Here is a 13,575-nt window from a genome sequence, read left to right as displayed (position 1 = left end):
GGCAGGGGCCGCCGGAGAGGGTGTCCGGCGGCCCCTGTGGTCAGTTGCGGGTGATGGTGAAGGTTGTGGTGGTGTTGCGGATGTCTACTGCGTTGTTGGTGAGGGTGAGGTTGTTGAAGGTGACGTTGCCGACGGCTGGTCCCTGGCCTGGTTCGGGGAGTTCGTTGGCCCAGATGCCGAAGCCGGACTTGGCGTCGAAGGCGTCGCCGATCTTCTGCGCGCCGGAGATGGTGACGTTGGTCAGGACGGTGTCGGCGACCGGGAACTGTGGTTGCCCGCCGACGTAGTTGGTCTGGAACATGATGCCGCTGTACGTCGGATCGACGATGTCGACATCACTGACGCGGATGCCCTGGAAGATCTTCGACGTCGAGAAGATCCAGATCCCGGGGAACGCCTGGTTGCCCCAGAAGTGACCGCCGGACCGCACCACGGAGACGTTCTGGAACTGGGTCGGCGGGGTCGCGCCGAAGCCGTTCATCGGGATGCCGAAGTCGAGTGAGCTGATCGTGATGCCCGGATAGGTGAGCATGTCCGCGGCGTACAGGTTGCGGAACACGTTGTTCGTCCCGCCGTACACCGCGAAGCCGGCGGCCCGCCAGGTCAGCGACGCGGACAGGTTCTCGAAGACGTTGTCCCGGACCTCGCCGCCGCCGTTGTCGGTGGCGTTGAAGAGCGCGAAACTGTCGTCCCCGGTGGACCGGGCGTCGTTGTTGCTGACGGTGTTGCCGGCCGAGCCGTTCGTCATGTTGATGCCGTCGGCGAACGAGTCCCGGATCCGCGAGTTCTTGATCACCGAGTTGTCGGTGTTCGCGCCCCAGTACAGGCACATCTGGTGTTCGGCCCAGACGTTGTCGATGGTCATGTTCGAGGTGTTCGCGAAGTTGAACACCTTGCCCGGTCCGTCGTTGCGGCTGTCGTAGTTGCCGAAGTACGCAAACCCGCTGAACGTCGATCCGTTCGCGGACGACTGCGCGTCGAAGCCGACGTCGGTGTTCGACTGGGTCTGCGGTGCCACGAAGCGGGTGAACCACGGTCCCGCGCCGACCACCTTGATCGCCTTGCCGTACACGGTGAACTTCGACGACGTCTGGTAGTCACCCGCCGGCAGATACACGCCTTGCAGCGTGGTGTCCTGCCGCACCCGGTCGAGCGCGCTCTGCACGTCCTGCTGGGTGAACCCGGCCGGCGTCACGAAACCCGTGCCAGGGTTGGCTATCGGCGTTGCGGCCTCGGTGTCGACGAAGTCGATCGAGTACGTCGTACCGTTCGACGGATCCTTCTGGAGCCGGATCTTGGTCCCGGCCGGGTAGGTCTGGTCCAGCATGATGTTGGCTTCGTCGTAGATGTGCCGGGCCGGACCGGACCCTGGTGAGTTGTTCGGCGAAGCCTCCGCGCCGTACAGCCAGGAGTACTTCGACGTCAGCGGCAACGTCTTGGCGAAGCTGCCGTTCACGTAGACGCTGATCGACGACGTCTGACCGCCACCGCCCGCCGAGTCCGGGATCGAGAACCGAGTGACGAGGGTGTTCGTGCTGGCCCGGGTGGTGAACTCGACGTACGAGCCGTTCGAGTTCAGCGTCACCGCGCGCCGTCCGGACGCTTCGCCGGCCAGGTCGCCGATGGCCCGGTTCGGCCCGATCACGGACGCGCCGCCACCGATGGAGGCGTCCTCGGCCTCCATGTGGTCGTACGGCATGTTCGCACCGCGGCCCACGAAGAACGGCCGCTCGCTGGTGTTGTTGGTCCGCTTGACCGGCAGTTCGTTCGCGTCATCCGCGAGTACGACGCGCACCGTGTAGCGACCGTTCACCGCCGTCCAGTTGCCGAGGGCAACAGCAGAAGTGGTCGCGCCGGCCGCGATCGACCCGTTGTACGAGCCGCTCAAGGTGGTCACGACATTCGCCCCGTTGAGCACTGTCAAGGTGATGCCATGTGCGCCGGAAGCCGATGCGACGCTGCCCTGGTTCTTCAAGGCGACCGAGAAGGCGACGGAGTTCCCGGCGGCCGGATTGCCCGGCGTCCAGTTGACCGCCGCCGCGATCAGGTCGGAGCTCGCGACCGGGGTCACGACCAACGGTCCGGACGCATTCGCCGTGTTGTTCCCGTCGTTCTGCTCGATGACAAGGTTCGACTCGTCGACCTTCGCGCTGAGGGCGTAGCTGCCCGCGTCGCGGGTGCCGATCGAGGCGCTGACCGTGGTCGACGCCCCGGCCGCGAGTGCGCCGACAGCCGCCGTACCGACCTTGGTGTTACCGAGGTAGAAGTTAACTTCGGTCGCCGGGGAGCCCGCAGTACCGCCGTTGTTGACGGTCGTGCGGACCGTGATCGTGTCCGTCTCGACCGGCGAGGTCGGCGTCCAGGACACGGTGGAGAGGGTGAGGTCCGGGTTCGGTGCCGGCACGCCCATCACCTGGAGTTCGGCGACCTGGCCGGCCGGTGCGCCGGTGTTGCCGGTGAAGTTCAGCCGTACGTCGGCCACCCGCGCGCTGACCGGGATCGTCACGCTGTTCCCGCTCGCCGGGCTGAAGTTGTACGCCGCGCTTGGGACGATCGTGGTGAACCCGGACGCGCTCTGCTCCCGCCCGAGGATCGAGAAGGTCTGCGTCCGTGGTCCCCAGGCCGAGTCCGGGTTGAGCCGGATCACGATCGAGCTGAGGTCCGCGTTCGCGCCGAGCTGCGTGGTCAGCGTGGCCGGATTGGCGTCGCCCTCCCAGTAGGTCTGGACGTTGTCGTCGTTGGCGTTGGCCGGGACATAGGTGAACGTGTACCCGGATGCGGTGATCGGCTTGCCCAGCGCGAGGTTGCTGCCCGGTCCACTGCTGCCGTTGCGGGTCACCGTGTTGCTGTTCGGCGATTGGTTGCCAGCGGCATCTTTCGCGCGAACGTAGTACGTGATCGACGCGCTGCCCGGCTGGTTGTCCGTGTAGGTGAGCACAGTGCCGGCCACGCTGGTCCGCAGTTGCCCGTTGGCGTACACGTCGTATCCGGTGACGCCGACGTTGTCGGTCGAGGCGTTCCAGGTGAGCCGGATCTGGCCGGTGCCGGGTTCGGTGAAGGCCAGGTTGCCCGGGGCGGTGGGAGCCTGGGTGTCACCGGTCGCCGGACCGTAGACCTCGAGTTCGGACAGCTGTCCGGCCGGCCAGCCGGTGTTGTCGGTGATCCGGATCCGGACGTAGCGCGCGGTCGCGGTGCCGTAGTCGATCGTCACGGTGTTGCCCGGCGGATTGAACGCGCGGGAGGCGGACGCGGACAGGTCGGTGAAGTTCTGCCCGTCGGTGCTGCCCTGGACCGCGAGGGTTTCGTTGCGGGCACCCCAGTTCGCGGTCGGCAGCTTGAGCACGACCTGGTTGGTCGCGACGGACGAGCCGAGGTCGACCTGGACCCACTGCGGGAACGCGTTGTTGGCGCTCTCCCAGTAGGTGCCCTGGTTGCCGTCGGTCACATTCGACGCGACGTAGGTCTGGGTGACGCTGCTGGCCGACGCGGCCTTGCCGGCGGCGAGGTTCGGTCCGGCCAGTACGGCGGCGGCCGCGGTGCCGGCCGGGGTCGGGTGGACGAGCGGGGCGGCCGCGAGCGCGAGACTCGCGGCGAGCAGGGCGGTTGGCAGCCGCCACTTCGGGATTCGCATGGCCTCTCCTGGTGGGCGGGGGGTGAGGGCGCAAGGGAATAGCCGCCACGCAAAGTCGGAAACTTGCTCTACTTCTGCTCATTTCTTGCGCAGCGCTGGCTCATTGTTACGGCACCGCTACGCGACCGTCAACGCTTCATGACGCTTCGTGGGGTTTTCCGGGCTCAGGAGTAGTCGCCGGAGAACCAGCGGGTCGGGGTGAACCTGAAGAAGACGATGGTGCTGTCCGGGTTGTCGACCTCGGCGTGCGCGAACTGCTGCGCGGCCTCCTCGGGCATGTACCGGCGCGTGATCGTCAGCATCTGCTCGATCGTCGGCCGGGTGGCCGAGTCGAGCGTCGCCTTGACCGCGACGTACTTCGCCGGCCAGGTCTCCTCCTGGACCAGGAACGTGACGACGCCCGCCGACTTGATCGCCTCGCCGCGGGCGGTCGTCCGGCCCTGGGTGTTGGTGAACATCGTCAGCGCGCCGTCCGGCTCGTACGCGTAGAACGTCGGCACGGTGGTCGGCGGCAACCCGTCGGGCCGGCCCACGCTCACCACCCCGATGTGCTGACCGGCCAGGAACTCCTCGCGCTGCTGCTTCGTCATCGTCGTCATGAAGCAAGCTTGTAAAAAACAAGCAGACTCTGTCAAGTAGACTGGAGCCATGACGACGAAGACCTACGGCCAGTACTGCGGGGTCGCCCGGGCGCTCGAGCTCGTCGGGGAGCGCTGGGCGCTGCTGATCGTCCGCGACCTGCTGGTCGGCCCGAAGCGGTACACGGATCTGCGCTCCGGCCTGCCGAAGATCCCGACCAACGTCCTCGCCACCCGGCTCAAGGAGCTCGAGAGCGCCGGCCTGGTCGAGCGCCACGTGCAGCCCCGGCCGTCGGGTGCGATCCTCTACGAGCTCACGCCGTACGGGCTGGACCTGGAGCCCGTCGTACTCGCGCTCGGCCGCTGGGGAGCGCGGTCACTCGGGGAGCTCCGGCCTGGCGAGATCGCCACGGCGGACTCGCTGGTGATGGCGCTGCGGTCGACGTACCACCCTCTGAAGCGCGGGACCGGCAAGCTCGCCTACGAACTGCGCTTCGGCGACATCGTCGTGCACGCGCTCTGCTCCGGCCCGACGCTGACGGCGGCGCCCGGCCCGTTCCCCGAGCCCGCGCCGGCCACCGTGGTCGTCGTCGAGGCGATGGCGCCGCTGACACCGCTCCTGACCGGCGCGATCGACGGCGCGAAAGCCCGCGCCGACGGGATCGTCGGCCAGCAGGCAAGCGCCGCGGATCTGGACGTGTTCGCGACGATCTTCCAGATCAACTGAAAGGGCCGGCTCGCAGAACGCGAACCGGCCCTTTGAGTGCCAGAACTAGTGCTTCGCGACGCCTTCCGCGCCGGCGCCGGTGTGGGACCGGACGGAGAGCTCGTGGTAGCGGTCCTCGCTCGACTTGTCCCGGCCGAGGTACGTGCCCAGGATGCCGAACAGGAAGCCGAGTGGGATCGACACGATCCCCGGGTTCGACAACGGGAACCAGGCGAAGTCGGCGCTGGTGATCATCGAGGTCGGCTTGCCGGACACCACCGGTGAGAACACCACCAGGACGACGGCCGAGATCAAGCCGCCGTAGATGCTCCAGACCGCGCCCGCGGTGTTGAACCGCTTCCAGAACAGGTTGAACAGCAGCGCCGGCAGGTTCGCCGAGGCTGCGACCGCGAAGGCGAGTGCGACCAGGAACGCGATGTTCAGCTTCTGCGCCGGGATCGCTAGCGCGATCGAGACCGCGCCGATCCCGATCGCGGCGAACCGGGCCACCCGCAGCTCGCTCTTCTCAGACGGCTTCTCCTTCGCGATGACGTTGGCGTAGAGGTCGTGCGCGAACGACGACGCCGAGGTCAAGGTCAGACCGGCGACCACCGCGAGAATGGTCGCGAACGCCACTGCCGCGATCAGCGCGAGCAGGATCGAGCCGCCCAGCGAATCCGCGCCACCGCCGACGGACTCGGCCAGCAGCGGCGAGGCGACGTTGCCCTTCGACTCGGCGACGGCCGAACCCTTGCCGGTATCCAGCAGCGCGGCGGCGCCGAACCCGAGGGCCAGCGTCATCAGGTAGAACGCGCCGATCAGACCGATGGCCCATTGCACCGACCGCCGCGCGGCCCGCGCGTCCGGCACGGTGTAGAAGCGGATCAGAATGTGCGGCAGACCCGCCGTACCGAGGACCAGCGCGAGGCCCAGCGACAGGAAGTCGATCTGACCGGTCAGGTCCTTGCCGTACAGCAGTCCGGGCTGCAGGAACGCCTCGCCCTTGCCGGACTTCGCCGAGGCCGCGCCGAGCAGATCGGAGAGGTTGAAGTGGAACTTCAGCAGCACCAGGAAGGTGATCAGGACCGCGCCGGCCATCAGCAGCACGGCCTTGACGATCTGCACCCAGGTGGTGCCCTTCATGCCGCCGAAGGTCACGTAGATGATCATCAGCGCGCCGACCAGGATGATCACGCCGGCCTTCAAGCCCTCGTTCTTGACGCCGAGCAGCAGCCCGACCAGCGCGCCGGCGCCGACCATCTGGGCCAGCAGGTAGAAGATCGACACCACGATCGTGGAGGTGGCGGCCGCGGTCCGGACCGGCCGCTGCCGCATCCGGTACGCGAGCTGGTCGGCCATCGTGAACCGGCCCGAGTTCCGCAGCAGCTCGGCGACCAGCAGCAGCGCCACCAGCCAGGCCACCAGGAACCCGATCGAGTACAGGAAGCCGTCGTACCCGTAGAGCGCGATCGAGCCGGAGATGCCGAGGAACGACGCCGCGGACATGTAGTCACCGGAGATGGCGAGGCCGTTCTGCGCACCGCTGAACGAGCGGCCGCCGGCGTAGTAGTCGGCGGCGGTCTTGTTCTGCCGGGACGCCCACCAGGTGATATACAGCGTCACGGCGACGATCGCGCCGAACAGCGAGATGGTCAGCGCCCGGTTGCCCGGCTCGGCGTCGGCCAGGGGCAACAACACAGGAATTGCGCTCACCGGCGGCGCTCCCTCTTGTACTTGGCGTTGAGCCCCTGGGCGAGCGGATCGAGCTTCCGGTTCGCGAACCGGCCGTACAGCGCGGCGATCACGAAGGTGGACACGAACTGCAGCAGGCCGAAGATCAGCGCCACGTTGACGTGCCCGACCACCTTGTGGTCCATGAAGTCGCGGGCCCAGTTGCAGCAGGCGACGTAGGCCAGGTACCAGGCCATGAACGTGATGGTCCACGGCACGACGAAGTTCTTGTAGCGCCGTCGCAGCTCGGTGAAGTCGGCTGTCTCGTACACCGCCTCATAGGCGCGGGCGTCGCGCTCGCGCACCATTTGCTCGTCCATGAGATCCCCTTTTGCTGGACACGAACAGGTGCACGTTAGCCGCAAGTCGCGGGTTTGTGACCTACCGCAACCAAAACGTTTCGCCCTTTTAGAGATGCGGGGCGACCGGAGCGTCGAGAGTACGGCGGTAATTCGCCAGATCGCTGGGACGAGCGCGGTAACAGTCGGTGAAATACGGCATCCGCAGCGGCTCCGGTGGACGCGCGGTGGTGTCGTAGAGAGCGTCGACCTGGTCGAGCACCGCCTCACGACGGGACTCGGTCAGGACCGCGATCCGGGAGTGCGACAGGGCCAGCTGCCGCAGGCCCATCCGGTCCAGGTCCTGCCAGTGCCGGAACCGGGCGGTCTCCACCAGGGCGAACAGATCCGACTGCAGCAGGATCGGCATCGGGTCGAACCGGTCGCCGCCGATGTGGTCACTGCCCTGCATCGCGTGCACCATCCGCCGGACCCAGGGGACGACGGTGTCGGCGTTGTTCCAGAGCAGGCCGAGTACGCCGTTCGGCCGCAGGACGCGGGCGATCTCGGGCAGCGCGCGGGCATGGTCGAACCAGTGGAAGGCCTGACCGACGATCACCGCGTCCACCGACGCGTGCGCGAGCGGGATCGACTCGGCCGCACCGACCATGGTGTCGATGCCGGATCGCCGGCGGCAGACCTCGAGCATCTCCTGCGACGGGTCGACCGCGACCACATCGTGCCCGAGCCCGGCGGCCACCGCGGCGAGCTTGCCGGTGCCGGCGCCCAGATCCAGGACCTGCAGTCCGCGGCCCGGGCCCAGGATCCAGCTCAGCGCCTCACCCGGGAACGTCGGCCGGCCGGCGTCGTACGCGGCCGCTACTGCGCCGAACGACTTCGCGCGGGCCTCGTTCGCCGGCTCGGAACCTGGATCATCGGTGGTCATCACCGCAAATCATGCCGTAGCCGCAGCCTCGCGCGCTCTCACTCGCCGAGCTTCTTCTGTTCGATGTGGGCGTTGAGCGTGGCCAATTGCGGATTCGCGTCGAGGATCGCGACCAGTTCGGCGCAGTTCAGGGTGGTCGCGTCGAAGTCCTCGATGAGGGCGTCGAGCAACTTCCAGTCGTCCGGGGTGTCCAGGGTCAGCCGGTACTGCGCTCCGCCGCCGGACCAGGGCTGGTTCAGCAACCGCATCTCGCCGGACCGGTTCTGATGCAGGTACGGCGTCACATGCTCACGGTCAGGTCGCAGGGTCGCGTTGGCCTCGGCGTCGTACAGCCGGGCCGCGGAGAAGATCTCGTAGTCCATGCCCCGCGGGTAGGTCCGCTCGAGGCAGTTCGAGATGTAGAGATCGAGGTCGTTCTCGGTCCGCCAGCGGTTGACGCCGGCGGCAACGACCTCCGGATCGATCAGCGGGCAGTCCGACGTCACCCGGACGATCCCGTCCAGACCGTGCTCGCGGGCCGCGCCGGCGAAGCGGCTCAGGACGTCGTCCTCGCTGCCGCGGAAGACCGGGACCCCGGCGTGCTCGGCCACGTCCAGCACAACGTCGTCGTTGAAGTTCGTGGTGGTCGCCACGATCACCGGAAGTCCGGTGCCGCGCAGCCGGTCGAGGTGATGCTCGAGATAGGTCCGGCCGCGGACGCTCAGCAGGACTTTGGCCGGCAGCCGCGAGCTGGTCACCCGGACCTGCGTGACGATGCCAATGGTCAGGGGTTCCATCGGAACAACTCCCGGATCTCGGCCGGGCCGGCGAGATGGCCGGCGCCCAGCTCGGTGTCGGTGAACTCACGGGCGATCGCTGGCGGCACGAACGGCTGGTCCAGCTCCGGCCAGAGCCGCTTGATCCTGGCCTGGCCGCCGAACGAGGGATGTTCGTGTTCCAGCACCATCGGGTCGCCGTAGACCCCCGGTTGCAGGCCGATCGACGCGCCGTACAGGACGGCGGAACTGAGCCGGTTGGACGCGACGCGCGTGTGTCTGCGGAGTTCGCGCAACTGTTTGACCAGGAACTTGGCGTCGGTCTGGCGCCAGTGCAGGCCCCGGTAGCCATGGGTGATGACGCGGAAGCCCGCCTCCTGGTAGAGGTTGCGGATCTCCTGCTTCTCGTACTCGTTCCAGTACAGGCAGACGGTCACCGGGCCGGCCTCATGCTCGTTGATCGAGGCAATGAGCCGGCCGTGGTCGCCCAGCACGTGCTGGCCTTCCCAGCCGTGGAACGGGTAGAAGATGGTGCCTGCGGCACCTTTTGCCGGCGTGGCGAGCTCGGGGTGTACCTCGAGCAGGTAGAGCCAGACCGATCCGATCACCGAGTAGTTGCGCAGGCCCATCGAGTGGCCGCGCCGGCGGACGCTGTCGGACCAGACGAACTTCGGCGTCCCGGGTGCGAAGGTGGTGCCGTGGGCGAAGCCGTCCAGGATGTTCCAGCCGTGCTGCAGGTAGCCCCAGATCCGCGGCGGCTTCGCGAGTCCGGCGTACGACGCCATGATGTTGGCGTGCCCGTAGAAGTGGTTCGCGTGGTGCATCAGCGGCGCACCTTCCGCAGCAGGCGCCTCGCGCGGCGGCGGATCACCCGCGCCGGGTTGAGCACTGCGTGGCCGACCCGGTAGGGCAGCGACCGGCGGATCCCACTGACCGTACCCTCGAACAGGATCGCCCGCGCACTCGCGTGCGCCAGCTCATCCGCGAGCCGCGCCACGGTCGCGAGCTGCTCGGCACTCCCCATCGGCCGGATCACCTCGGCCGAGGCCGAAACCTCTTCTGTCACGGTGATCCCGGCCATCGACGCCAGCCGTGCCGTCAACGCCTGCGGGTCGCCACCCGCAGGCCATGGTTGCCGTGAGCCACTTTCCAGCACCCGCCGCGCGAACCGGCTGAGATGCGTGACCACATCCCCGTCCTGCGCCTCCCCGAACAGCCGGTACGACGCCCCGTCGAGGATCACGTTGTCCGGCGATCCCGCGCCCCCGCCGCCGAGCCAGGCAACGTAGTCAGCAATGATCCGGCGCAAAGTCGCCTGGTCATCAACCCGCAAGGCATTAAGAAGGTGCTCCTCCAAGAGGACACCGGAACCGGTGGGGACTGCGCCCTCCGGAAGCACGCTGGGGCTGGGGGAGGCGGCGCCCTCCGGGTGGTCGCTGGGCGCATTGCCGTCGGCTCCGCCGACGAAGTACCACGCGGGTGCGAGGTCCCTGCCCAGGCCCGCCTCAGTTGCGTCCAGCACCAGGCGGTAGGGGTCCATCAGCGTCGGGCCCGCGTTGCGTGCGGCAACCGTCCTGGCGGCGGCGACAGCCGCCAGACCATGCACCGAGGTCACAGCGAGTTGGGCTTCGACCAGGGACGGGAAGACTGCGTAGGTCTGAGCGATCTCGACACCTGCGTCGCGCAGCGCGGCCTGCAGCGGTTTGATGCCGGCGGGAGCGGTGTCGGCTACGTCGCGGGCCCAGTCCTCGTCGCGGGGGAGGGCCGCCGTGATCGCGGGCTGGATCAAACGTTCGACGCCGAAGGAGTTCTGGGCGCCGAGGAGTAGCCGGCCGGCGGGAGTGAGCCGGGACCGGAGACGGGCGAGGGCCTCGGTCCAGGTCAGCTTCGGGGTGTCCGGGCCGACGAGCCGCTCGAGGCCGTCGAGCGCGACGATCACGTCGTACGTCTCGTCGGCACCGAAGCGGTCGAGGGCGCCGCAGAAGACCTGGCCCTTGGTCTCGTCGAGGAGTTCGGCGATCTCCTCCGCGTCCGGGGCGGAGCGCAGCAGCAGGTCGACCGAGGTGACCCGGGCGGCGACAGCGGTGATCACGTCGGCGGCGTGCGGGCCGGCGATCAGCACGGAGTCTCCGGGCTGGAGGGCGGCGGCCAGGAGTGCTGTGGCTGCGGGTCCGGCGGCCGCGGGGCGGGCGTCGACCGGGTGCAGATCCGACCAGTTGAGCATCTCTCCGCCGATCAGATTCGATCGGGTCACATCGGTCACGTTAGCCAACCAGCTTCAAGAGGGTGTCGATCACCCGGTCGACATCACCGTCGGTGAGATCCGGGAAGAGTGGGAGGGACAGCTCCTCGGCGTAGAAAGCCTCGGCGTTCGGGCACAGGCCGCGCCGGTACCCCTGCCGTGCGAACACCGGGTGCCAGTACACCGGAATGTAGTTCACCTGGACGCCGATGCCCGCCGCCCGCATGCCTTCGAACACCTCGCGGCGGTGGCCGCCGAGGACGCGGACCGGATAGAGATGCCACGCCGGATCCACGCCGGCCCGCTGCACCGGCGTACGCAGGCCGTCCACGCCGTGGAACGCCTCGTTGTAGCGGGCGGTGATCTCGGCCCGGCGGCGCTTGAAGGCTGCGAGCCGGGTGAGCTGCGACAACCCGAGCGCGGCCCCGAGGTCGGTGAGCCGGTAGTTCACGCCGTACTCGTGCACCTCTTGATGCCACGGGCCCTCGTCGCTGATCTCGAACCGGTCCGGGTCGCGGACGAGGCCGATGAAGTGGAACTCGTGCGCGCGTTGGCCGATCGACGGGTCCTTGCAGACCACCGCGCCGCCTTCGCCGGTGGTGAGGTTCTTGGTCGGGAAGAACGACATCGTGGTCACGTCGGCCAGATCCCCGACCGGACGGCCGTCGGCGAAACCACCGATCGAGTGCGCCGCGTCGGCGAGGGTCCGCGCGCCGACCCGGTCCGCCAGCGGCTGCAGTACGGCGTACTCCGCGGCCTGGCCGGCGTAGTCGACGGCCGCGATTACCTTCGTGCGCTCGGTCAGCGCCGCCTCGACGGCCGAGGGATCGATCAATGCGGTGTCCTCGTCGACGTCCGCGAAGACCACCTTCGCCCCGAGCATCGCCGCACAGGATGCCGTTGCCACAAAGGTCATCGGGGTGGTGACGACCTCGTCACCCGGTCCCACGCCGAGTGCGGCGTAGGCGATGTGCAGGGCCGCGGTCCCCGACGTACAACTGACCGTGCGGTGTCCGCCGGCCAACCCCGAGACGGCGTTCTCGAAGGCCGTGACAGCCGGACCGGTCGTGAGCCAATCGCCGCGGAGTACGGCGGTGACCGCCTCGATGTCCGCCTCAGAAATGGACTGACGTCCGTACGGCAACATTGCTAGACGTCGCTCTCCAGGATCTTGCGGATCTCGTCGATCGAGTACCACAGGTCGTTGGTGTCCGACGCGTAGTGGAACCCGTCCGCCACCGGGATGCCGTTGGCCGGCGGGAGGTAGCCCCAGCTGGCCAGGTCGGGCTGGAGCACGAACCGGTGGCCGAGCGCGAGTGCGCGCCGGCCTTCCTCCGGGCTGATCATCTCCTCGTGCAGCTTCTCGCCCGGGCGCAGACCCATGTCGTGCATCTTCGCGACGGGCGCGATCGCCTCGGCCAGGTCGGTCACCTTCATCGACGGGATCCGCGGCACGTACAGCTCGCCGCCGGTCATCAGGTCGAACGAGTCGACCACGAACTCGACCGCCTGCGGCAGCGTGATCAGGAACCGGGTGCAGCGCAGGTCGGTGATCGGCAGCGACTGGCCGGCCGCGTGCAGGGCCCGGAACTTCGGGATGATCGAGCCGCGGCTGCCCATCACGTTGCCGTACCGGACCACACTGAAGCGGGTGTCGTACGCCGCCGCGTAGTGGTTGCCGTTGATGAACAGCTTGTCCGCGGTCAGCTTGGTCGCGCCGTACAGGTTGATCGGGCTGGACGCCTTGTCGGTGGACAGCGCGACCACCCGCTTGACGCCGGAGTCGATCGAAGCCTCGATGACGTTCTGCGAACCGACCACGTTGGTCTGGACGAACTCCCACGGGTTGTACTCACCGCTGTCGACCTGCTTCAGGGCGGCCGCGTGGATGACGTAGTCGACCCGGTGCATGGCGCGCAGCAGCCGTGACCGATCCCGGACGTCGCCGAGGAAGAACCGCAGCCGGGGATCGTCGCCGAACAGCTGGCGGACCTCCCACTGCTTGAGCTCGTCGCGGCTGAAGACGATGATCCGGCGCGGGTTCAGCTGGTCCAGCGCGTGCCGGACGAACGCCCGGCCGAAGGATCCGGTGCCTCCGGTGACGAGGATGTCGGAGCCGGTGAGGATGGACACTCGAGCGGGACCCTTCTGACGGACAGTTCCTAGCACCGTACGCGCAGTGCAGATTCGAACAATAGCTGCCCGTCCCGCCGCTCTCTCAATCCCGCGTCTCAGCCGGGCGTGATCAAACGAACGCTGGGGAAGTACGTCCGGAACGGACGGTGGTCGCGGGTGATCACCTGATAGCGCTGCACCGCGGCATGTGCGCCGATGTAGAAATCCGGCAGCGGCGAGGTCTTCACGCCGCCGCGGCGCCGGTAGGCCACGAAGGCGTGCGCGGCCAGGAATCCGGCCGGGAACGGCAGCGGTTCGCGCCGGAAGTCGCCGACCGGGAGCGCGGCGTCGACGTCCTCGATCCGGTCGAATCCGGCCGATACCTCGGCGTAGACGATCGGGTTGATCACCAGCTCGCCCTGGTCCCGGGCGTCCGCCACCGCGGTCGCGGACCACTCGCCCCACTCGCGGTCGTCGGTCAGGATGTCGAGCAGCACGCGGGTGTCGACGAGGGTCACGGGCTGCTCGCCGGCCGCGGGGTCGGCGCGCCGCGCGCCGAGCAGCCCGGAGCGGATTCTCACCCGGGGTCCGCG

The 13,575-nt window shown here is 68.2% G+C and carries 12 protein-coding genes; 1 reads left to right on the top strand and 11 read right to left on the bottom strand.

What is annotated here, in order from left to right; all coding sequences use genetic code 11:
- Nucleotides 1–40: 40 nt before the first annotated feature.
- The gene (locus ACXC9Q_RS29060; protein ID WP_457059811.1) at nt 41–3,631 is read right to left on the bottom strand and encodes a discoidin domain-containing protein; all 3,591 of its coding nucleotides are present in this window, start codon (nt 3,629–3,631) and stop codon (nt 41–43) included.
- 164 nt (nt 3,632–3,795) lie between these two features.
- Nucleotides 3,796–4,230 carry a hypothetical protein gene (locus ACXC9Q_RS29055; RefSeq protein WP_457059810.1) on the bottom strand — a complete coding sequence of 145 codons (435 nt, stop codon included), beginning with the start codon at nt 4,228–4,230 and terminating at the stop codon, nt 3,796–3,798.
- A 49-nt stretch (nt 4,231–4,279) separates the two neighbouring features.
- Here ACXC9Q_RS29055 and ACXC9Q_RS29050 point away from each other — a divergent pair, with 49 nt between their 5' ends.
- Complete coding sequence (locus ACXC9Q_RS29050; protein ID WP_457059809.1) at nt 4,280–4,936, top strand: winged helix-turn-helix transcriptional regulator; 657 nt, start codon at nt 4,280–4,282, stop codon at nt 4,934–4,936.
- A 45-nt stretch (nt 4,937–4,981) separates the two neighbouring features.
- Here the strand turns inward: ACXC9Q_RS29050 and ACXC9Q_RS29045 are convergent, their stop codons facing one another.
- The 9 genes from ACXC9Q_RS29045 to ACXC9Q_RS29005 form a co-directional block, all read right to left on the bottom strand.
- Nucleotides 4,982–6,628, bottom strand: a complete 1,647-nt coding sequence (locus ACXC9Q_RS29045; RefSeq protein ID WP_457059808.1) for a solute symporter family protein — start codon at nt 6,626–6,628, stop codon at nt 4,982–4,984.
- Nucleotides 6,625–6,966, bottom strand: a complete 342-nt coding sequence (locus ACXC9Q_RS29040; RefSeq protein WP_329483666.1) for a DUF485 domain-containing protein — start codon at nt 6,964–6,966, stop codon at nt 6,625–6,627. Before ACXC9Q_RS29040 ends, ACXC9Q_RS29045 begins: the two co-directional genes overlap by 4 nt.
- A gap of 88 nt (nt 6,967–7,054) precedes the next feature.
- Nucleotides 7,055–7,870, bottom strand: a complete 816-nt coding sequence (locus ACXC9Q_RS29035; RefSeq protein WP_457059807.1) for a class I SAM-dependent methyltransferase — start codon at nt 7,868–7,870, stop codon at nt 7,055–7,057.
- 38 nt (nt 7,871–7,908) lie between these two features.
- Nucleotides 7,909–8,646 carry a cytidylyltransferase domain-containing protein gene (locus tag ACXC9Q_RS29030; RefSeq protein ID WP_457059806.1) on the bottom strand — a complete coding sequence of 246 codons (738 nt, stop codon included), beginning with the start codon at nt 8,644–8,646 and terminating at the stop codon, nt 7,909–7,911.
- Nucleotides 8,634–9,449 (bottom strand): hypothetical protein, encoded by an 816-nt coding sequence (locus ACXC9Q_RS29025; protein ID WP_457059804.1) that lies wholly within the window; start codon nt 9,447–9,449, stop codon nt 8,634–8,636. Before ACXC9Q_RS29025 ends, ACXC9Q_RS29030 begins: the two co-directional genes overlap by 13 nt.
- The gene (locus tag ACXC9Q_RS29020) at nt 9,449–10,879 is read right to left on the bottom strand and encodes a hypothetical protein (RefSeq protein ID WP_457059803.1); all 1,431 of its coding nucleotides are present in this window, start codon (nt 10,877–10,879) and stop codon (nt 9,449–9,451) included. The genes ACXC9Q_RS29025 and ACXC9Q_RS29020 overlap by 1 nt, the downstream gene beginning before the upstream one ends.
- Before the next feature lie 10 nt (nt 10,880–10,889).
- Entirely contained in the window at nt 10,890–12,014 is a 1,125-nt protein-coding gene (locus ACXC9Q_RS29015; protein ID WP_457059802.1) for an aminotransferase class I/II-fold pyridoxal phosphate-dependent enzyme, read from the bottom strand.
- 2 nt (nt 12,015–12,016) lie between these two features.
- Nucleotides 12,017–13,000, bottom strand: a complete 984-nt coding sequence (gene pseB, locus ACXC9Q_RS29010; RefSeq protein ID WP_457059801.1) for a UDP-N-acetylglucosamine 4,6-dehydratase (inverting) — start codon at nt 12,998–13,000, stop codon at nt 12,017–12,019.
- A 98-nt stretch (nt 13,001–13,098) separates the two neighbouring features.
- Nucleotides 13,099–13,563 (bottom strand): type II toxin-antitoxin system VapC family toxin, encoded by a 465-nt coding sequence (locus ACXC9Q_RS29005; protein WP_457059800.1) that lies wholly within the window; start codon nt 13,561–13,563, stop codon nt 13,099–13,101.
- Nucleotides 13,564–13,575: the final 12 nt, after the last annotated feature.

This window comes from Kribbella sp. CWNU-51, from assembly GCF_054073265.1.
The sequence above is the reverse complement of the archived record's forward strand: the minus strand, read 5'-3'. Positions and strand labels throughout refer to the sequence as shown.